This window comes from Aureimonas glaciei (assembly GCF_014643375.1).
In the GTDB taxonomy this organism is placed as follows: domain Bacteria; phylum Pseudomonadota; class Alphaproteobacteria; order Rhizobiales; family Rhizobiaceae; genus Plantimonas; species Plantimonas glaciei.
This window is the reverse complement of sequence record NZ_BMJJ01000016.1, coordinates 1-19,694: the sequence shown is the minus strand read 5'-3', so window position 1 is coordinate 19,694 and position 19,694 is coordinate 1. Positions and strand designations below refer to the sequence as shown.

At 68.2% G+C, this 19,694-nt stretch carries 14 protein-coding genes; 11 read left to right on the top strand and 3 right to left on the bottom strand.

Annotation, left to right across the window (positions count from 1 at the left end):
* Positions 1 to 146 precede the first annotated feature (146 nt).
* The 4 genes from trxB to IEX88_RS23830 all read left to right on the top strand — a co-directional run bounded on the left by trxB (position 147) and on the right by IEX88_RS23830 (position 6,690).
* A complete protein-coding gene (gene trxB / locus IEX88_RS23845; RefSeq protein WP_188854992.1) occupies positions 147 to 1,130 on the top strand; it encodes a thioredoxin-disulfide reductase in 984 nt (327 codons plus the stop codon).
* A gap of 314 nt (positions 1,131 to 1,444) precedes the next feature.
* Positions 1,445 to 4,084 carry a bifunctional lysylphosphatidylglycerol flippase/synthetase MprF gene (gene mprF / locus IEX88_RS23840; RefSeq protein WP_188854991.1) on the top strand — a complete coding sequence of 880 codons (2,640 nt, stop codon included), beginning with the start codon at positions 1,445 to 1,447 and terminating at the stop codon, positions 4,082 to 4,084.
* Between the two features lie 47 nt (positions 4,085 to 4,131).
* A complete protein-coding gene (locus IEX88_RS23835) occupies positions 4,132 to 5,487 on the top strand; it encodes a virulence factor family protein (RefSeq protein ID WP_244640469.1) in 1,356 nt (451 codons plus the stop codon).
* Between the two features lie 306 nt (positions 5,488 to 5,793).
* On the top strand, positions 5,794 to 6,690 hold the full coding sequence (locus IEX88_RS23830; RefSeq protein ID WP_188854989.1) for a LysR family transcriptional regulator: 897 nt from the start codon (positions 5,794 to 5,796) through the stop codon (positions 6,688 to 6,690).
* 395 nt (positions 6,691 to 7,085) lie between these two features.
* Here IEX88_RS23830 and IEX88_RS23825 read toward each other — a convergent pair whose 3' ends face one another.
* Positions 7,086 to 8,291 carry a pyridoxal phosphate-dependent aminotransferase gene (locus IEX88_RS23825; RefSeq protein ID WP_188854988.1) on the bottom strand — a complete coding sequence of 402 codons (1,206 nt, stop codon included), beginning with the start codon at positions 8,289 to 8,291 and terminating at the stop codon, positions 7,086 to 7,088.
* Positions 8,292 to 8,526: 235 nt separating this feature from the next.
* On the opposite strand from IEX88_RS23825, the gene IEX88_RS23820 reads away from it, so the two are divergent.
* The 4 genes from IEX88_RS23820 to IEX88_RS23805 all read left to right on the top strand — a co-directional run bounded on the left by IEX88_RS23820 (position 8,527) and on the right by IEX88_RS23805 (position 11,302).
* On the top strand, positions 8,527 to 9,153 hold the full coding sequence (locus tag IEX88_RS23820; protein WP_188854987.1) for a glutathione S-transferase family protein: 627 nt from the start codon (positions 8,527 to 8,529) through the stop codon (positions 9,151 to 9,153).
* A 117-nt stretch (positions 9,154 to 9,270) separates the two neighbouring features.
* Complete coding sequence (locus IEX88_RS23815; RefSeq protein ID WP_188854986.1) at positions 9,271 to 9,810, top strand: DUF1499 domain-containing protein; 540 nt, start codon at positions 9,271 to 9,273, stop codon at positions 9,808 to 9,810.
* Between the two features lie 147 nt (positions 9,811 to 9,957).
* On the top strand, positions 9,958 to 10,848 hold the full coding sequence (locus IEX88_RS23810; protein ID WP_188854985.1) for a DMT family transporter: 891 nt from the start codon (positions 9,958 to 9,960) through the stop codon (positions 10,846 to 10,848).
* Positions 10,849 to 10,918: 70 nt separating this feature from the next.
* Positions 10,919 to 11,302 carry an acyl-CoA thioesterase gene (locus tag IEX88_RS23805; RefSeq protein ID WP_188854984.1) on the top strand — a complete coding sequence of 128 codons (384 nt, stop codon included), beginning with the start codon at positions 10,919 to 10,921 and terminating at the stop codon, positions 11,300 to 11,302.
* 63 nt (positions 11,303 to 11,365) lie between these two features.
* On the opposite strand, the gene IEX88_RS26950 is transcribed toward IEX88_RS23805, so the two are convergent.
* The gene (locus IEX88_RS26950; protein ID WP_244640468.1) at positions 11,366 to 12,760 is read right to left on the bottom strand and encodes an extensin family protein; all 1,395 of its coding nucleotides are present in this window, start codon (positions 12,758 to 12,760) and stop codon (positions 11,366 to 11,368) included.
* Positions 12,761 to 12,993: 233 nt separating this feature from the next.
* On the opposite strand from IEX88_RS26950, the gene IEX88_RS23795 reads away from it, so the two are divergent.
* Complete coding sequence (locus tag IEX88_RS23795) at positions 12,994 to 13,971, top strand: LysM peptidoglycan-binding domain-containing protein (RefSeq protein WP_188854983.1); 978 nt, start codon at positions 12,994 to 12,996, stop codon at positions 13,969 to 13,971.
* A 237-nt stretch (positions 13,972 to 14,208) separates the two neighbouring features.
* Here the strand turns inward: IEX88_RS23795 and IEX88_RS23790 are convergent, their stop codons facing one another.
* Positions 14,209 to 14,742, bottom strand: a complete 534-nt coding sequence (locus IEX88_RS23790; protein ID WP_188854982.1) for a DUF1097 domain-containing protein — start codon at positions 14,740 to 14,742, stop codon at positions 14,209 to 14,211.
* 665 nt (positions 14,743 to 15,407) lie between these two features.
* Between IEX88_RS23790 and IEX88_RS23785 the strand changes: the two genes are divergently transcribed.
* A complete protein-coding gene (locus tag IEX88_RS23785) occupies positions 15,408 to 16,304 on the top strand; it encodes a LysR substrate-binding domain-containing protein (protein ID WP_188854981.1) in 897 nt (298 codons plus the stop codon).
* Between the two features lie 86 nt (positions 16,305 to 16,390).
* On the top strand, positions 16,391 to 19,408 hold the full coding sequence (uvrB, locus tag IEX88_RS23780) for an excinuclease ABC subunit UvrB (protein ID WP_188854980.1): 3,018 nt from the start codon (positions 16,391 to 16,393) through the stop codon (positions 19,406 to 19,408).
* Positions 19,409 to 19,694: the final 286 nt, after the last annotated feature.

Here is a 19,694-nt window from a genome sequence, read left to right as displayed (position 1 = left end):
GCCTCCGCGTGTTGTCAGCCTCGCGAGGGTCCGGTATGGAAACCCCACATCGCCTTGAAAACAAGCCGCCGGGCCGCCACCTCCAAGGGCGTCGGCACCCCGCCTTCGTCCGCCCCGCGCGAGCCTTGACACGAGCGAGCCTTGAGATGACCGAGCCCCACACCGTCCGCCACGCCCCCGTGCTGATCATCGGCTCGGGTCCCGCCGGCTATACCGCGGCGATCTATGCGGCGCGGGCGATGCTGAAGCCGCTGCTGGTCGCCGGCCTGCAGGAAGGCGGACAGCTCACCATCACGACCGATGTCGAGAACTATCCGGGCTTCGCCGATCCCATCCAGGGGCCCTGGCTGATGGAGCAGATGAAGGCGCAGGCCCTGCATGTCGGCACCGAGTTCGCCAGCGACCTGATCGTCGAGGCCGACCTCTCCTCGCGCCCCTTCCGGCTGCGCGGCGACAGCGGCACGCAGTACAGCTGCGACGCGCTGATCATCGCTACCGGCGCCCAGGCGAAATGGCTGGGTCTCGATTCCGAGCAGCATTTCCAGGGTTTCGGCGTTTCCGCCTGCGCCACCTGCGACGGCTTCTTCTACCGCGGCAAGGACGTCGTGGTCGTCGGCGGCGGCAATACGGCGGTCGAGGAAGCGCTCTACCTCTCGCACATCGCCAAATCCGTGACCGTCGTCCACCGCCGCGACGCCTTCCGGGCCGAGCGCATCCTGCGCGAACGCCTCGCCGCCAAGGACAACGTCAAGGTGATCTGGAACGCCGAGGTCGACGAGATCACCGGGCTGTCCAAGCCGATGAAGTCGGTCACCGGCATTCGCCTGCGCGACCGCCTCACCGGCGAGACGAGCGAGCATGCGACCGACGGCGTCTTCGTTGCCATCGGCCACGCGCCGGCCGTCCAGCTGTTCGAGGGCAAGCTGAAGCAGAAGCCCTCGGGCTATCTCTGGGTCGAGCCCGGGACGACGCAGACCTCGGTTCCCGGCGTCTTCGCCGCCGGCGACGTCGCCGACGACGTCTACCGCCAGGCGGTGACCGCCGCGGGTCTCGGCTGCATGGCCGCGCTCGAAGCCGAGAAATGGCTGGCGAACGCCGCGGCGGACGAGACCCGGCAGGCCGCCGAGTAGGCCGAGAGGCCCGCCGCGGCCCTCGGTCTGACGGATAGTTCCTCTGCCGGATGACCGGCGTATAGCCGCGGTCAGGTCACGCTTGGCTGGCCCTGTGCTGTGCCCCAAGCGTCCCGCCCCGTTCCGACGGCGTGCCTCTCCCCATAGTCCGGTGCTTGCGGTGTCTTCCGTATGGCACGGCAAGCACCGGGCATCGCCTCCCCATGCAGCGATACCGGCTTCCGCGACGGACCGAGACGTGGCAGATGCTAGCGCCGCGGCTCTGGCGCACGGTCACGCCATTGAGCCGCGAGAAGCCGGCCCCCGGGGGAAGCATGGACGCCATTGGGACGGGCAGCTCGCCGGAGGGGGAATGGCGAAAGCAGGGTGAGGCGTCGCGCGGGGTAAGTCTCATCTCACGCGTTGGTGCCTGGATCTCCGCCAATCGCTCGATCCTCGGCATTCTCGCGATCGTCGCCGTCCTTGCCATCGCCGCGATCGCCTTGAGAAACCTCACCGCGGAGGTGCGCTACGACGCCGTCATGGCCGCCTTCGACGCCACCGGCACGACGTCGATCGCGCTGGCGGTGCTGTTCACCCTGATCAGCTTCGTCGGCCTCACCTTCTACGATGTCGGGGCCCTGTCCTATATCGGCCGCAAGCTCTCCTACGGGGCCGTCGCGGCCACCGCGTTCTGCGCCTATGCCGTCGGCAACACCGCCGGCTTCGGGCCGCTGTCGGGCGGCGCCATCCGCTATCGCGGCTACAGCCGACTCGGCCTCTCGCCGGAAGAGATCGCCAAGGTCATCGCCTTCGTCACCCTGGCCTTCGGACTGGGGCTGGCAACGCTCGCCTGCCTCGGCATCCTGGCGGTCGGCCCCGAACTGGCGCCGCAGCTAGGCCTTTCCCCGCTGCTCCTGCAGGCCATCGCCTTCGTCGGCCTGTTACCGGTTGCGGCCTTACTCGTCGCCGGCCGAAGCGGCCGCCCGCTGCGGTTCGGCCGGTTTGCCGTCCGGCTTCCCGGAAGCGCCCTGATCGTCCGGCAATTCCTGGCCACGGCGGTCGACGTCGGCGCCTCGGCGGCGGTCCTCTACGTTCTGCTGCCGCCCGGCGAGATCGGCTTTGCGAGCTTTGCCTGCATCTACGCCGTCGCCATCGGCATCGGCGTCCTCAGCCATGTGCCCGCCGGCCTCGGCGTGTTCGAGACGGTGATCGTCGCCGCCCTCGGCCGAACCGTCGATGTCGACCAGGTGCTCGGCGCCCTCGTTCTCTACCGCGTCATCTACTACCTGCTTCCCCTCCTGTGCGCGGCGGTCTTCGTCAGCCTGGCCGAACTGCGGGGCGCCCTCGCCGGCCGGATGGGAACCGAGGTCAGGTCGGCAGGCCGCCGTCTGGCGCCGCCGGTCCTGGCGACGCTGGCGCTGCTGCTCGGCATGATGCTGATCCTGTCCAGCGTGACGCCGACGCCGACGGAACGGCTGGACGCGCTGCAGGCCTTCGTCCCGCTGTTCATCGTCGAAGGCGCGCACTTCCTCACCAGCCTCTTGGGCCTTGCCCTTCTCGTCATGGCGCGCGGCCTGTCGCAGCGCCTGGATGGCGCCTGGCTCGGCACGATCCTGGTGACGCTCGCCACCATCGTCATGTCCCTGGTTCAGGCGATCGCGATCCACGAGGCGGCGCTGCTCGTCTTCTTCGCGCTGGCTCTTGCCGCCTCGCGCCGCGAATTCGACCGCCCGGCCTCGATGCTGCGGCAGGCGCTGACCGGTCCCCGGCTCGCGGCCATCACCACCATCTGCGTCAGCGCCGTCATCGTCCTTTTCTTCGTCTACCGCGACGTCGACTACAGCCACGAGCTCTGGTGGCAGTTCGAGTTCGCCTCGGAAGCGCCCCGCAGTCTTCGGGCCATGCTCGGCATCACCATCTTCGCCAGTGCCGTGGCGATGTGGAGCCTGGTGCGACCGGCCGTCGGCCGCGTCGCGCCACCCAGCGCGCCCGAACTCGCCCGCGCCGTCGCCATCGTCGGCACCCAGGACGATGCCGACGGCAATCTCGTGCGGTCCGGCGACAAGAGCCTGTTGTTTTCCGAGGATGGCCGGGCCTTCGTCATGTACGCCCGCCGCAACCGCTCGATGATCGCTTTGTTCGATCCGATCGGCGCCCGCGACGCCTGGCCGGCGCTGATCTGGCAGTTCATCGAAATGTCCAGGGCCAATGGCTGCCGCGCGGTATTCTACCAGGTCGGCCCGGACGCTCTCTCGCTCTACGCCGATGCCGGCATGCGCGCCTTCCGCCTCGGTGAACTCGCGATGATCGACCTCGCCCGTTTCGACCTGGCCGGCGGCAAGCGCGCCGGCCTTCGCCAGGCCAAGGCGCGGGGCCAGCGCGACGGGCTGACCTTCGCCATAGTGGACACAGCGGACGTCCCGTCGACCTATGGTGAGATCGCGGCGGTTTCCGATGCCTGGCTCGCCGGCCATCGGACCGGCGAGAAGGCCTTCTCCCTCGGCGCCTTCGACCGGGACTACGTCTGCAGCCAGCCGGTGGCCGTCCTGCGCCGCGAGGGCCGGATCGTCGCCTTCGCCAATCTTCTCGTCACCGCGACCGGCGTGGAAGCCTCCGTCGACCTGATGCGCTTCCACCCGGAGGCGCCGGGCGGCGCCATGGATTTCCTCTTCGTGCAGCTGCTCGAGCATCTGAAGGCGCAGGGCTTCAGGCGCTTCAACATGGGCATGGCACCGCTGTCGGGCATGTCCGGCCGCCACCATGCGCCGATCTGGGACCGGATCGGCACCGCGCTGTTCGAGCACGGCGAGAAATACTACAACTTCAAGGGCCTGAGAGCCTTCAAGGCCAAGTTCCACCCTGACTGGAGGCCGCGCTACATGACGACGTCTGGCGCGATCAGCCCCGCTCTGGCCCTAGTGGACGCGACGCTTCTGATCGGCGGTGGGTTGAAACGGGTGGTGCGGCGATGAGGCTCTTCTTGGTCCGATTGGTCCGACTTTTTCTGGCCAGTCTTGCCATGCTCGCGTTGCTGATCTCGCCGGCCGCGCAGGCGGCCACGCCCGACAATGCGCCGCCGGCCGGCTACGTCACCGGCACGATCCCCGCCCCGCACCTCTCGCCACCCGTCGGCGACAGCAAGGCCCTGGTCTTCCTTCTGTCCGATGCCGCCGGCTGGAGCAGCGCGGAAACCGCCGTGGCGACGACCCTGTCCGGCGCCGGCGCCTTCGTCGTCGGCATCGACCTGCCCGCCTATCTCCAGCAGCTCGAAAAGCAGGACGCGGACGAATGCGTCTACACGCTGTCCGACATCGAGCGCCTGAGCCAGCAGATCCAGCGCTCCACCGGCGGCAGCGTCTACCACCTGCCGATCGTCGCCGGCATCGGTGCCGGCGGCGCGATGGCGCTCGCCATCGCCGCGCAGACGCCCGACGCCACGGTCGGCCACACCGTGGCCGTCGACCCCGCCGCCGGCATCGCGCTGACGCGCCCGCTGTGCACCCCGGCGACGCGGGAAGAGGCCAAGGGCCTTGCCGTCTACGGGCTGACCGACGGCGCCCTGCCCGCGCCCATCACCGTCGCGCTGACGGCGAAGGCGTCGGCCGAGGGACGCCGTCACGTCGAGGCGCTTGCCGCGAAGCATCCCGACATCGCCACCCTGGAGAGCGACAGCCCGCAGACCGCCGCATTGGCCGATGCGGTCACGACCGTCATTGCGACCCCCGACGACGATGCGCTCGGCATGCCGCTCGCCGTGCTCGAGACGAAGCCGACGCGCGACACGATGGCGATCATCTATTCCGGCGACGGGGGATGGCGCGACATCGACAAGTCGATCGGCGAGCGCTTGCAGGAGAACGGCGTTCCGACGATTGGCGTCGATTCGCTGCGCTATTTCTGGAAGGAGATTTCACCGGAACAGACGGCCACCGATCTCGCCAGGATCATCAAGCTCTACACCAAGCGTTGGGGCGTGAAGAACGTCGTTCTCGTCGGTTTTTCCTTCGGGGCGGACATCCTGCCGACCACCTTCAACCTTCTGGCCGCGCCGGAGAAGGACAGGGTCAAGGAGTTGTCGCTTCTGGCGGTGTCGAAGTCGGCGGATTTCGAGATCTCGGTCATGGGCTGGCTCGGGGCCACCGGCAACAGCGAGAACCTGACGCAGTTGGCGCGCATCGACCCCCGGCTGGTGCAATGTTTCTACGGCACCGAAGACGACGATTCGGTCTGCCCGGCCGTCAAGAACCTCGGCTTTGAGTTCATCGCCGTCGAGGGCGGCCATCATTTCGACGGCGATTACGACGCCCTTGCGGACAGAATTCTGGCCGGCCTGACGCAGCGGCTGCCGGCGCCAGCGGCACCGGCCAAGCCCTGATCGGCCGGCCCGGCGGCCGGGACCAAGGCCTCGAAGCCAGGATCGGGAGCCGGAGGCGGACCGACGCAAATCAAGCCTTGCCCGAACGCCGACGATGCGGTTTACGAAGACGCGCCGATCTGTGCAACACTGGGACGCAGAAGCTGCGATTGCACGCTGCGCCCGGCGCCCTTGGGTGCCATGCGGAAGAGCGATGCCCCGCGGCGGGCACGGCCCCTTCCGCTCACGGCGGAGCGGGAACATCAGGCAGCGCCGTTTGCACCGAGCGGACCGCGGATTGGCAACAGCAGGCAGGGGAATCAGGCAATGGCGCTCGACTGGGATAAGCTGCGGATCTTCCATGCCGCAGCCGAGGCCGGCTCGTTCACCCACGCCGCCGATGTCCTCAACCTCAGCCAGTCGGCGATTTCGCGCCAGGTCGCCTCGCTCGAGCAGGAGATCGGCGCGCCGCTGTTCCACCGCCATGCCCGCGGCCTCGTCCTGTCTGAACAGGGCGAGCTCCTGTTCCAGACGGCCAGCGACGTGTTGAAGCGCCTCGAAATGGTCCGCATGCAGCTGACCGAAACGCGCGAAAAACCGACCGGCAAGCTGCGCGTCACCACCACGGTCGGCCTCGGCTCCGGCTGGCTGACGGAGCGCGCCAAGGAGTTTCTCGAGCTCTACCCCGAGCTGGAGCTGCAGCTCGTCCTCGACAACGAAGAGATCGACCTGACCATGCGCAAGGCGGATGCGGCGATCCGGCTGCGCCAGCCGCAGCAGCCGGACCTCATCCAGCGCCGCCTGTTCACCGTGCATCTCCACGTCTACGCCGCGCCGAGCTATCTCCAGCGCTTCGGCACGCCGGAAACCATCCAGGACCTCGACCAGCACCGCATCATCACCTTCGGCGAACCGGCCCCACCCTATCTGCGCAACCTCAACACGCTGGAGACGGTGGGCCTTGCCGACGGCCAGACCCGGCCGACCATCCTCCAGATCAACAATCTGATGTCGATCAAGGCCGCCATCGAGCGCGGCATCGGCATCGGCCTCCTGCCCGACTACATGATCGACAAAAATTCCAAGCTGGTGCAAGTGCTGCCGGAGATGGAGATGCCGACCTTCGACACCTATCTCTGCTACCCCGAGCAGCTGCGCAATTCGGCCAAGCTGAAGGTGTTTCGTGACTTTTTGATCTCGAAGGCAAGGACCTGGTCTTACTGACAGGCGGTATGGGGTGGCGTCATCGGCACGCCCCACCCGCCAACGACAGGCTCTATGCTATTATAAGATGCAGATAGAGTAGACGCCCACTATCTATGCAGATAGCGCATGGCAGTCATGCCGATTTTGCAATGGTGCCCGGTCGGCAAAATGATAGCTTTGATTCAGCCGTACCGTGGAAGGATACCTCCTCCCGTCTTTTCGCCCCGGCTGTTTCCTCCCAAGGGTTTGCCTCACGTAGGCCCTTCTTGTGCCGGGTTCTCGCGAGCCCGGCTTTTTTTTTGGCCTATCGCTAGTCGGGCAGCCGGCACAGGCAGGCGGGCAAAGGCAGGCGGCAAAAGCAAACGGCGGCCCGAAGGCCGCCGCTGTGCAGATCATCGATGGCTGGCGCCCGATCAGTCCTTCAGGCTGGCGCAGAAGCGCTGGATGCGCGAGCAGGCGTCTTCCAGAAGCTTTTCCGACGTCGCGTAGGAAATACGGAAATTCGGGCCGAGGCCAAAGGCCGAGCCCTGAACGACGGCGACGCCCTCGGCCTCGAGCAGCGCGGTGACGAAATCGACATCGGTCTCGATCACCTTGCCGGCCGGCGTCTTCTTGCCGATCAGCGCCTTGCACGAGGGATAGACGTAGAACGCCCCCTCCGGCGACGGGCATTCGAGGCCGGTCGCCTGGTTCAGCATCGACACCACGAGATCGCGCCGGGCCTCGAAGATCCGGCGGTTCTCCGGGATGAAGTCCTGCGTGCCGTTCAGCGCCTCGACCGCCGCCCACTGTGCGATCGAGCAGGCGCCCGAGGTCTGCTGGCCCTGGATCATGTCCATCGCCTTGATCAGCGGCAGCGGGCCGGCGGCATAGCCGATGCGCCAGCCGGTCATGGCATAGGCCTTGGACACGCCGTTCATCGTCAGCGTACGGTCGTAGAGGCCCGGCTCGACCTCGGCCGGCGTGGTGAAGACGAAGTCGCCATAGACGAGGTGCTCGTACATGTCGTCGGTCAGCACCCAGACATGCTCGTGGCGCATCAGGACGTCGGTCAGCGCCTTCAGTTCGTCGCGGCTGTAGGCGGCGCCCGACGGGTTCGACGGCGAGTTGAACAGGAACCACTTCGTCTTCGGCGTGATCGCCGTTTCCAGCGCCTCCGGCGTCAGCTTGAAGTTGGTCTCGATACCGGCCGTCACGAAGACCGGCGTGCCGCCGCAGATCGCCACCATCTCGGGATAGCTGACCCAGTAGGGCGCCGGGATGATCACCTCGTCGCCGGGGTTCAGCGTCGCCATGAAGGCGTTGAACAGGATCTGCTTGCCGCCGGTGCCGACGATCGTCTGCGCCGGGGTGTAGTCGAGATTGTTCTCGCGCTTGAATTTCTTGGCGATCGCCTCGCGCAGTTCCGGAATGCCGGAGACCGGCGTGTACTTCGTCTCGCCGCGGTTGATGGCGTCGATCGCCGCCGCCTTGATGTTGTCGGGCGTGTCGAAGTCGGGTTCGCCGGCGCCGAGGCCGATCACGTCCATGCCCTGCGCTTTCAGCTCCCGCGCCTTCTGCGAGACGGCGATGGTGGCGGAGGGCTTCACGCGGTCTAGGACGTCGGCAAGGAATGCCATGGGATGGGCTCCGGCTGTCATGGGTTCGTTGAACGAAGGGCGAGGCGGCCTATGCCGACCGGCTTCGACCTCCAAAAACCGGCGGACCGTAGTATCGGCGCGGCCGGGGCGCAAGCCGGTTCCGGGCTGCGCGTCCATCAATATCGCTGATGGCAGCATAGTCTTGATTTGAATTGGACGGACGAAGGCCGGACAGCCAAACTCGGCCTCCCCCGCTCCCCATGAGGCACAGGCGATGACGACGATCTACGGCATGCCGGACTCCGGCAACTGCTACAAGCCACGCCTCTTGATGGCGCTGCTCGGCCGCCCCTTCCGCCATGTCGAGGTCTCCTCGCGCGACGGCGGCACCCGGCAGGCGGATTTCCTCGCCAAGAACCCGAACGGCATGGTGCCCCTCCTGGAGCTGGACGATGGCCGCTTGCTCGCCGAGTCCAACGCCATCCTCTGCTACCTTGCCGACGGCACCCCGTTCGTCCCCGCCGATGCCTTCGACCGCGCCCAGATGCTGCAGTGGATGTTCTTCGAGCAATACAGCCACGAGCCGAACGTCGCGGTGCGCCGGGCGCTGTTGACGAACCCGGCCCGCCGCGACCAGGCGACGCCGGAAAAGCTCGCCACGACGCTGGCCGGCGGCAACCGCGCGCTTGCCGTCATGGAGGCGCAACTGGCCCGCACAGCCTATCTGGCCGGGTCGCAGCCGACGCTCGCCGATATCGCGCTCTACGCCTACACCCATTGTGCAGACGAGGGCGGTTTCGATCTGACCGGCTTTCCCGGCATCCGGCGCTGGCTCGGTGACGTCGCGGCCCTGCCGGGATTTCGCCCGATGTCCTGGCTCCCGGCCCCCTTGCCGGAATGACCGCCGTCTGTATTTCTGCAACCAGAGAACGGCCCACGGCAAGACCCGCCGCCACAGCGGCGGGTCTTGCGGCCAGCGGCAGACAGAGGAGCGGCGCGTCTGACGAAGAATGGTGTCTTGACGATCGCCCGTCGCATCCTGTTCGCGTTCGCCGGGCTGCTCCTGCTGGCCGGCGCCTGGTTCTTCGCTGTCGGCTCGCAACAGGTGTGGACCTGGTATGCCGGTTCGGCGGACCAGGGCCGCGTCGAAAAGCTCGGCGAGGAGCGGCGAAGCCAGCCAACCGACAGCCTCGCCTGCAGCCCCGCGACATGCCGCGCCCGCATCGACATCGCCCTCCCCGTCTATCGAGGGCCGCCGGCGGCACTGATGCAGCGGCTCGACCGCATCATTCTCGCCGACCGGGATCATCTGGTGCGTGTCGATGATCGGACATCGCCCGACTACCGGCGTTATGTCGCCCGGACCCCGTTGCTGCGCTTTCCCGACACGATCGAGGCGCTGGCTCTCCCCCGTGGCCAGGACAGCGCGCTGGTGCTCTACAGCCGCTCGCTGCTCGGCTCCAACGACTGGGGCGCCAACCACGCCCGCCTGGCCCTCTGGGCGGCCGAACTCGACGACGCCCGATCCGAGGCGGGCGAGGCGCCGCCGCCGCAGTGATGCGCGCGCAGGACTGCCGGCCGGGGCGTCGACCAAGGCCTGCCGCCGAAGGGCGCGGGCCGCGCTTGAGCATCGGCAACACGCCTTGCGGTCCCCGCTGCCTGCCTCTAGGCAGGAACCGTCTTTGCCCCTGCCATCGGAAATGCCATGACCCGCGCCCGCGCGAACCTGCTGCTGCTTCTGGCCGGCGCCATCTGGGGCATGGGCTTCGTCGCCCAGTCGAGCGCCATGGCGCATGTCGGCCCCTGGGCCTTCAATGCCGTAAAGTTCGCCCTTGCCGCCCTGGCCGTCGCGCCCTTCGCCTGGCGCGAGGCGCGCGGAACCGCGGCGCCCCTGTCCAAGGCCGACCTCGGCGGCTTCGGCTTCATCGGCGTGCTGCTCTTTCTAGCCGCGATCCTGCAGCAGATCGGCATCGTCACCACCTCGGTCACCAATACCGGCTTCCTCACCGGGCTCTACGTCGTCTTCACGCCCTTCTTCGGCGTCCTCCTGATGCGCAACCGCCCCCACTGGATCGTCTGGCCGGCAGCGCTTCTGGCCTTTGCCGGCATCGTCCTGGTCGGTGGCGGCTCGCTCGGCAGCCTGCGCTCGGGCGATTTCCTGGTGATCGGTTGCGCAGTGTTCTGGTCTCTCCAGATCGTCTACATCACGCGCTTCGCGCAAGGCAGCGGCCGTCCGCTGACGCTGTCGCTGGTGCAGTTCGGCGTCGCCGCCGTGCTGTCGGCGCTAGGCGCCGTGACGCTGGAAACCACGACGCTCGCCGCCCTCGGCAATGCCTGGATCGAGCTGGTCTATGGCGGCGTGTTTTCGATCGGCTTGGCCTTCTCGCTGCAGACGATCGGCCAGCGCTACACCACGGCACCGCAGGCCGCGATCTTCCTGTCCTCCGAGGCGCTCTTCGCGGCGCTGTTCGCCGCCCTCTTCATGGGCGAGCGGATTGCCGCCATCGGCCTGGTCGGCTGCGCCTGCATCTTCGCGGCGATGATGGCCGTCGAACTGGTACCGATGCTGCGCCGGCAGCGATCCGCCTCGGCCTGATCGCGCGGCGCACGCCTTTGCCAGAGCGCACCGGTTCGTCTAACCAGAGAAGGACAGCGGAGAAACCGACATGACCGACCCCTTGCCGACAGGCGAACTGACCATGCGGGTGCCGGCGATGCCGGCCGACGCCAATGCCGCCGGCGACGTCTTCGGCGGCTGGGTGATCGCGCAGATGGACCTGGCCGCCGGCCTGCGCGGCGCCGACCGCGCCGCCGGCCGCGTCGCCACCGTCGCGGTCAATGCGCTGACCTTCAAGAAGCCGGTGAAGATCGGCGACACGCTGTCGGTCTACTCGACCATCCAGAAGGTCGGCCGCACCTCGATCACCATCCTCATCGAGGCCTGGGCGCAGCGTCACCTGACGCGCGAGGTGGTGAAGGTCACCGAGGGCATCTTCGTCATGGTCGCCCTCGACCGGGCCGGCCTGCCGGTGGCGATCCCGGCCGAATAATCCAGCGCCGGGCGGGCCAAGGCGCTCCGCCGCAAGCCACCCGGCCAGCCCTTTTCAAGTCGGCTACTTGCACACCGCGCGGCGCCGCTGCCGAGTGTCGAGATGCAGATGGTCGGCATGGTCCTCGTTGTAGCCGGGGCCGAGCACCGTGCCGAAATAGCGGCAGGCGCTCTCGCGCACCGACCGCTGGAAAGCCTTTTCGCGGAACTCGAAGAACCCCTTCTTCTCGATCTCGACGGTCGATCCGTCGGCGAAGGCGAAGCCGCGCACATCCAGCGCGCTGCCGCTGGCATGCTCGCTGAGCGAGCCCGAGCCGGCGATGCGCGTGCAGCGGTAGGACGAGGCGTTGATCAGCGCCGTCGGCCGCCGCAGCAGCTTCCAGCGCGCCGCCGGGGCGACCTCGTCCTTCATCCATTGCGCCACGCGCAACGCCGCCATGCAGTTCAGCGTCGCCGGCGGCCGCATCGCGACGCCTTGCGAAAAGCCCGCGACCTTGACCGGGTGGTCGATGCCGCAGCGCCGGCTGCTGCGCACCGAGGTCGCGTCCACGAAGCGCACGCCGAGCTTCTGCAAGGCCCGGCGGCACATCGTCTCGGAACGGGGCAAGGCCTGGTAGCCGCTCGGCGCCTCGCTCTCCAGACCGCCGCGCCCGCGGTCGATGAGCGTGTCGCCATCGCCCGCCGAACGACGGCGGCTGAGCGCCGCCGGCTCGAGCGCGGCATGGTCTTCGCGGGGGACGGCCTCGCTGCGCCGTGCGGCAGAGGGCGGGACGGCGCCGGGCGTCACGTCCTTCAGCCCGTTCCACGGGTCGGGATCGTCCGCACCGAGACCCTCGGCCCCGTCCAGCCGCGAAAGCCCGGGCTCTTCCCCGATGTCGACGGGATCGGCGAGCGGCGGAAGGGCGGCGCGGTCCGGCTCCCGATCCATCGGCAGCCCCTCGTCGGCGTTCCCCGCCCCCGTGTCCTCGTCCTGGCCGGCATCGACGGCGCGATAGAGACGCCGGGTCGACGCCTCGGAACCATCGTCCAGCCGCGCGGCCGGCTGAATCGACGCCGGCGCGACAGCGACCGGCAGTTCGCCCGCGTCCGGCAGGCTCGCCTCCCCCGTATCGGCATCGGTCGCAGAGACGGCATCGGGAAGACTCGGCTCGATCGCGTCCGGATAGGGCTGCGGGTCGGCCGGATACGGCGGGGCATCGGTCGTCGGGGCATAGGCGCTCTGCGGCGGCGAGGCATCGTCGACGATCGACGGGCTCGGCCGATAGAGCGGCACCTCGCCGGGCCGCGGCGGGACGGGGATGGGGCCACCCCAGATCATCTTCGGCCCGACGCCCCCCGTCGTCACCGGGGCTTCCGGCGCGTTGCCCCAGTCCTGCGCCATCGCCACCGACATGGCGCCCGCCGCCACGCACAGGGCGGCGGGCGCAATGAGGTGCCATCCGACTCTACGCATACCCATGGACGGCCTCTCGTCATCCGCGAAACACGAGCGGATGGCGATCAGGATGGCACGCCTTGGTAAGCGAATGCTGAAGACCGGCCGGCATCACGATCCCGGCGAGAGCGCGAACGACGCAGCGGGACCGCCTCGGACCCCATGGACAGCAGGGGCGTCGCCGCAATATTGCCAGATAACCGCATGCTGCATGGTGCTGATCACCACGGGCGGGTTTCAATTGGGGAGGGGAAGACATGCAGATCGTCATCTGGCGCCATGTCGCGCTGGGCCTGGCCGTTGCCGCGCCCATGTTCGCCGCGTCACCGGCCGCGGCGCAGACACCGTGCGGACCGGAAATCAGGATCGCCACCGGCGACACGCTGAGCCGCCTCGCCCGCCGCTGCGGCGTGCCGGAAGAGGTGCTGCGCCGCGCCAATCCGGGCATCGACTGGAGCCTGCTGCGCATCGGCGCGCCCGTCTTTATTCCCGACGGCCCGCCCCCACGCGGCGGCGATCGCGCCTCCCCGCGGGGCGAGGCCGATCGCGATGGCGTCTATGTCATCCAGCGCGGCGATCGGCTCGACGACGTCGCCGACGCCCTGGGCGTCAGCGTCGAGATCCTCCTGGATGCCAATCCCGGCCTCAGCCAGCGCGATCTCGTGCCCGGCCGCGAGATCCGACTCGGCGAGTCCCGCCGCGGGCGCGACGACCGGCGGGGCCCGCCCTCCCGGCTCGACGTCACGATGGCGGAAGACCGCGTCGATCCCGGCGACGTGGCCACCGTCGACATCGACGGCCTGCCTCCGCGCGCCCGCGTCGTCGTCAGGGCCGGACCGGAGGGCGGCCGCCTGCGCGTCGAGGCCCGCGGCCGCGCCGACCGCAGCGGCGCCGCCAGCGTCGACATCCCCGTGCCCGACCGCGCCCGCCCCGGCGAGCGCTGGATCGCCGAAGTGCTGGGACCCGATGGAAGGCCGATCGGCCGCGACGGCTTTCGCATCGCCGGACGCGACCGCGGACCGAGCCGCGGCATCACCGTGCGCGGCCTGATGACGCGCGAGGGCGTGGAATGCCCGGCCTTGCGCAGCGACGATGGCGAACTCTACACGCTCACGGGCCGGACGCGCGATTTCGGCCCCGGCGACGTCGTCACCGTGACGGGACGCCCCGTCGAGCGCTCGATCTGCCAGCAGGGCACGACCATCGAGGTCGAGCGGATGGAAGCCGGCCGCTGAGGCCAGATCCGGCGCACCACGGCCGGGCGCGACGTCCCGGCAGTGGTGCGCCGCTTGCTGCCGAAGCCCACGGCGGCAAAAGCCGCCGTGGCAAGAGATGACGCCAAGAAAGGCTGGCCCCTGAGAGGACCCGCTGCAGCGGGCTGAGTTTCGGCGGTGCCTTGCCACAGGCCGTCCCGCTGTAGGGGTCTGAGGCTCTCCCAGGCCCCGGCCCGGACGACCGGGGCCGTTGACGCCTCAGGCCGCGGCAGAAGTCCGCGGCTTGGCCGCGACCGCGAGGCCGATCGCCTGCGACAGGTAGCCGAGCAGCGCGCCGACGATCATCGACGCCGCGATGTTCAGGAACGGATTGTCGACCAGCGTCGCGGCATAGAGGGTGCCGAGCTTGCCGGCGAGCAGCGCATAGGCGGCGACGCAGGCAAAGCCGTAGACGGTCGACGGGATCGAGGCGAACAGCGGCACGTTGGCGAAGAAGACCATCGCCGCCGCGCCGATGCCGACGCAGATCCCTGCCGCCACCGGAACACCCAGCCCGCCGGCGAGCGAGGTGGTTCCGACCAGCGCCAGCCAGCCGATGAAGGCGCCCAGAAGATGGGCGGGAATGTTGGTCTTCAGCGCGGCGCTGGTTCCGCCGGAGTGGTAGAACGCCGCCCAGGCGACGAAGGCGGCCCATATCTGCAGGGACAGGGCGGCCGCGGGGCCGACAAAGGCCCAGGTGGCGAGCCCTCCGAGAATTCCGATGCTGAGGGCGAGTGCTGTCAGAACTGGCATGTCATTTTCCTCCCTAACACCCCGGTTGTCGGAAAAATGGTGCCCTCCCCCGCCGCCGTGACCGCCGGCGGGCGAATTCTTCCAGTTGAGGCACGAGAAGTCTACACCGATTGACGCAATACAGAATAGACCCGGCAGCCGAATCTATCTGCACTAGACACAAAATCTTCATGTAAATATCCATCTCGATGCTGCCATGCACAATTTTTGTCAAAAATTCCCGAGAGGAAGCGGAAGTTTTACTGCGGCGCAAGAGATGATCCGATGGCGATGCCACGCCCGCGGGCCCCGAGGCGACTGCCCATCGCTGTCGTTCGCGCCGGAGCAGCTACGCCCGTCGGTCTTGCCGTGCGCCGAGCGGGGACCGCGATCGCTCCAGAATGACGTCGCGGCCATCGAGTAGGCCTATGCCTTGAGGCCTTTCCCGCTCGGCCTCGTCGGCAAGACGGGGCGCGCGTCCTGCGGCTTTCCACAGCCGGCAGACGCCCTTTGCAAACCCTACCAGGAGCCTCGCCGTCTTGGACGGGGCACCCCGGTGAAGGCCATTGCGGTTCCGATCGATGACGGTCATGAAAGCTCTCCCAGCCACCCGGCCGGAAACGACATCACCGCATCTGGCCCGATCATACCAATCGAACCTCGAACCCGAGGCATAAGGAGAATCGATGTTTCGGACGCTGCCGCCGCTTGCCACCATCCGGGTTTTCGAGGCCGCCGCGCGGCACGGGAACTTCACCCGCGCCGCGGCCGAGCTCGGCATGACTCAGGCCTCGGTGAGCTATCAGATCAAGATCCTGGAAGAACGTGTGGGATCGCCGCTGTTCGTCCGCCGCCCGCGCGACGTGGCGCTCACCGGGGTCGGCGAGGGCCTGGCCAGGGCTTCCGGCGAGGCTCTTGACCGTCTGGCTACGGCTTTCGCCGAAGCGAAAGGGCAGACCGCCGGGGTTCTGTCGCTCAGCGTTTTCCAGACCTTCGCCTCCGTCTGGCTGGTCGAGCGGATCGGCAGCTTTCAGGTCGAGCATCCCGGCCTCGCCGTGCGGCTGGATACCAGCGACGCCGTCGTCGATCTCGCCCACGCCGACGTCGACATCGCCATTCGGGCCGGCCAGGGGGACTGGGCGGGCCTGACCTGCCATCGCCTGGTGCCCGGCCGCTTCACGCCGATGATGAGCCCGACCCTCGCCGCCCGGCTCGACCCTGAAGCCGGTCCGGCCGGCCTCCTGCACCTGCCGCTGGTCAGCCCGGACTACCGCTGGTGGGCCCTCTGGTTCGCGGCCGCCGGCGTCCATCTCCCCGCCGGTACGGGCGGGATCGGCAGCGATCTCGGAACGCAGGATCTGGAAGCGCGCGTGGCGCTGGCCGGTCAGGGCGTCGCCATGCTCAACCCGATCTTCTTCGCCGCCGAACTCGCCGCGGGTCGGCTCGTCCAGCCCTTCGACCTCGTCTGCGCCGACAGCCACGACTACTGGCTCTGCTACCGCACCGCGCGCCGCACCGCGCCGAAGATCCAGGCGTTTCGCGACTGGATCCTGCGCGAAATCGCGGCCGGGCCGAAGACCTGACAAGGCGGCGTACCGGCCGCGCGGCGCCGGGGAGAACATTCCCGCAACCCCTTCTCGAATCCCACGGCTTTCCCCATATTGTCGGCATGGCCGATCCCAAGCAGAAATCCCCGCGGCGCTCGCCGATCCTCGACTTCTCCGACGCCGCCGAGCGTCTTCATCCCGGTTTCGGCGAAGCGCCGCAGGCGGACTTTCAAGGCGAAGCGGTAGGGGGCCCGATTTCAGGCTGGGCCGACGAGATCGCGCGTCAGGCCGAAACCGAGTCCGAGCGCGCCGCCGACAAAGGCACCGTCGCGGCGGAAACGCAGCCGGACGAGGACAAGCCCGCGCGGAAACCCCGGGCTGCCGCCAAGGCCGACAAGACCGGCAAAGCCGAGGGCCCGGCCAAGCCCGGCCGGTCCGCCCGCGGCACCTCGATGGGCGGCACCACCGATCCGAAGAAGCGCGCCGCCGCCGGTCTCAACCCGGTCGCCGGCATGGATGTCAGCCTGGAAGACGCCGCGGCACTGCCGGAAGGCGGCGTCACCGCCACCGTCGAGGCGCTGTCGCGGCTGATCTCCGAGGGCAACCCGCTGATCAAGAATGGCGAGGTCTGGCTGCCGCACCGCCCGGCCCGGCCCGAAAAATCCGAGGGCGGCGTGCCGTTCCGGATCAAGTCCGACTTCGAGCCGGCCGGCGACCAGCCGACGGCCATCGCCGATCTCGTCTCCGGCATCAAGGACCACGACCAGACCCAGGTCCTGCTCGGCGTCACCGGCTCCGGCAAGACGTTTACCGTCGCCAAGGTGATCGAGGCGACGCAGCGCCCGGCGCTGATCCTCGCCCCGAACAAGACGCTCGCCGCCCAGCTCTACGGCGAGTTCAAGAACTTTTTTCCCGACAACGCGGTGGAGTATTTCGTCTCCTACTACGACTACTACCAGCCCGAGGCCTACGTGCCGCGCTCGGACACCTTCATCGAGAAGGAATCCTCGATCAACGAGCAGATCGACCGGATGCGCCATGCCGCCACCCGCTCGCTCCTGGAGCGCGACGACGTCATCATCGTCGCCTCGGTCTCCTGCATCTACGGTATCGGCTCGGTCGAGACCTATACGGAGATGACCTTCCAGATGGCGGTGGGCGACCGGCTCGACCAGCGCCAACTCCTCGCCGATCTCGTCGCCCAGCAGTACAAGCGGCGCGACATGGATTTCGTCCGCGGCTCCTTCCGGGTGCGCGGCGACACGATCGAGATCTTTCCGGCGCATCTGGAAGACCGGGCCTGGCGCATCTCCATGTTCGGCGACGAGATCGAATCCATTCAGGAATTTGATCCCCTCACCGGTTCCAAGACCGACGACCTGAAGAGCGTGAAGATCTACGCCTCCTCGCACTACGTCACGCCCCGGCCGACGCTGCAGCAGGCGGTGAAGCTGATCAAGATCGAGCTGAAGCAGCGGCTGGAAGAGCTGCAGCGCGCCGGCCGCCTCTTGGAAGCGCAGCGGCTGGAGCAGCGCGTCACCTTCGACGTCGAGATGATCGAGGCGACGGGCTCCTGCGCCGGCATCGAGAACTATTCGCGCTACCTCACCGGGCGCCAGCCCGGCCACCCGCCGCCGACCCTGTTCGAATACCTGCCCGACAACGCCCTCGTCTTCATCGACGAGAGCCATGTCACCATCCCGCAGATCGGCGCCATGTACCGCGGCGACTTTCGGCGCAAGGCGACGCTCGCCGAATACGGTTTCCGCCTGCCCTCCTGCATGGACAACCGGCCGCTGCGTTTCGAGGAGTGGAACGCCATGCGGCCGCAGACCGTCGCCGTCTCGGCGACGCCGGGCGCCTGGGAGATGGAGGATGCCGGCGGCGTCTTCGCCGAACAGGTCATCCGCCCGACCGGCCTCACCGATCCGCCGATCGAGATCCGCCCGGCGCGCAGCCAGGTCGACGACCTCCTCGGCGAGATCCGCGAGACCGTGGCCAAGGGCTACCGTGTCCTCGTCACGGTGCTGACCAAGCGCATGGCCGAGGACCTCACCGAATACCTGCACGAGCACGGCGTGCGCGTGCGCTACATGCATTCCGACATCGAGACGCTGGAGCGGATCGAGATCATCCGCGATCTCCGGCTCGGCGCCTTCGACGTGCTGGTCGGCATCAACCTCTTGCGCGAGGGCCTCGACATCCCGGAATGCGGGCTCGTTGCCATTCTCGACGCGGACAAGGAAGGATTCCTGCGCTCGGAGACCTCGCTGATCCAGACCATCGGCCGCGCGGCGCGCAATGTCGACGGCAAAGTGATCCTCTATGCCGACCGCACCACCGGCTCGATGGAGCGGGCGATCGCCGAGACCAACCGCCGCCGCGACAAGCAGGAGGCCTACAACGCCGAACACGGCATCACGCCGGCGAGCGTGAAGGCGCATATCGCCGACATTCTCGACTCCTATTACGAGAAGGACCATGTCCGCGTGCCCACCGGCGGCCTCGTGACCGAGGGCGCCATGGTCGGCAACAACCTGAAGAGCCATCTGGAATATCTGCAGAAGGAAATGCGCGACGCCGCCGCCAATCTCGACTTCGAGACCGCCGCGCGGCTGCGCGACGAAGTCAAGCGCCTGCAGGCGACGGAACTCGCCATCGGCAACGACCCGCTCGCCCGCGACCTCGAACTCGAAGGCCCCTCCTCCGGCCGCACCAAGCACGGCGGCAAGCTGAAGGGACCGCAGGGCCCGGCGCTCGCCCCCGGCTCCGTCGGCACCTTCGAGCGCACCGGCCCCTCGCTGATCAAGGCGGCCAAGGCGAAGGAGGCCGAAGCCAAGCCGTCCTACTTCCAGAAACCGTCGATCGACGACATGGGCCCGGGCACCGACACCGCCATCCCCTTGCGCGATCCCCTGTTTCGCAAGAACAGCCTCGACGAAATGACCGTCGGCCGCACCGAAAAACCGCTGCCGAAGGGCCCGCTGCCGAAGAAGCCGGTGCACGAGTCCTCCGCCACCCCCGACTCCCCCGCCCCGATCCGGCGGGAGAAGATCGGCATCGGCTCGTATGAGGATCCGGGGGACGTGAAGCGCAAGGGCGGACGACGGACAGGCAAGACGGGGCGCCCGGGGCGGTGATGCGCTGGTGCGGTAATGTGGTGATGTGACCCCTGGCACCGCGCAAGCGTTTCCAGGGACCTCATCCTGAGCCTGTCGAAGGACGGGTCCCCGCGCCACCGCCCTGCCGATCCCTCGTGCTTCGACAGGCTCAGCATGAGGGATTTAGGGATAGCGGCCTCCGACTAGGGGCAGCCAGCCAAAGCTGCTTCTTCTCCCCTCCGGGGAGAAGGTCGCGGCATGTCCTGCCCTGATAGAGTGGTGACATTTCAGCCCGGATGGATGGGTGACACTTTGTTGGCTGGGA

What these genes read in the sequence shown, in the direction of transcription:
- IEX88_RS23820 (WP_188854987.1), top strand. Translation starts at nt 8,527, where the DNA reads ATGACGACGATCTACGGCATGCCGGACTCCGGCAACTGCTACAAGCCA.
- IEX88_RS23830 (WP_188854989.1), top strand. Translation starts at nt 5,794, where the DNA reads ATGGCGCTCGACTGGGATAAGCTGCGGATCTTCCATGCCGCAGCCGAG.
- uvrB (WP_188854980.1), top strand. Translation starts at nt 16,391, where the DNA reads ATGGCCGATCCCAAGCAGAAATCCCCGCGGCGCTCGCCGATCCTCGAC.
- IEX88_RS26950 (WP_244640468.1), bottom strand. Translation starts at nt 12,760, where the DNA reads ATGGGTATGCGTAGAGTCGGATGGCACCTCATTGCGCCCGCCGCCCTG.
- IEX88_RS23835 (WP_244640469.1), top strand. Translation starts at nt 4,132, where the DNA reads ATGCTCGCGTTGCTGATCTCGCCGGCCGCGCAGGCGGCCACGCCCGAC.
- IEX88_RS23805 (WP_188854984.1), top strand. Translation starts at nt 10,919, where the DNA reads ATGACCGACCCCTTGCCGACAGGCGAACTGACCATGCGGGTGCCGGCG.
- IEX88_RS23790 (WP_188854982.1), bottom strand. Translation starts at nt 14,742, where the DNA reads ATGCCAGTTCTGACAGCACTCGCCCTCAGCATCGGAATTCTCGGAGGG.
- IEX88_RS23825 (WP_188854988.1), bottom strand. Translation starts at nt 8,291, where the DNA reads ATGGCATTCCTTGCCGACGTCCTAGACCGCGTGAAGCCCTCCGCCACC.
- mprF (WP_188854991.1), top strand. Translation starts at nt 1,445, where the DNA reads ATGGACGCCATTGGGACGGGCAGCTCGCCGGAGGGGGAATGGCGAAAG.
- trxB (WP_188854992.1), top strand. Translation starts at nt 147, where the DNA reads ATGACCGAGCCCCACACCGTCCGCCACGCCCCCGTGCTGATCATCGGC.
- IEX88_RS23785 (WP_188854981.1), top strand. Translation starts at nt 15,408, where the DNA reads ATGTTTCGGACGCTGCCGCCGCTTGCCACCATCCGGGTTTTCGAGGCC.
- IEX88_RS23795 (WP_188854983.1), top strand. Translation starts at nt 12,994, where the DNA reads ATGCAGATCGTCATCTGGCGCCATGTCGCGCTGGGCCTGGCCGTTGCC.
- IEX88_RS23810 (WP_188854985.1), top strand. Translation starts at nt 9,958, where the DNA reads ATGACCCGCGCCCGCGCGAACCTGCTGCTGCTTCTGGCCGGCGCCATC.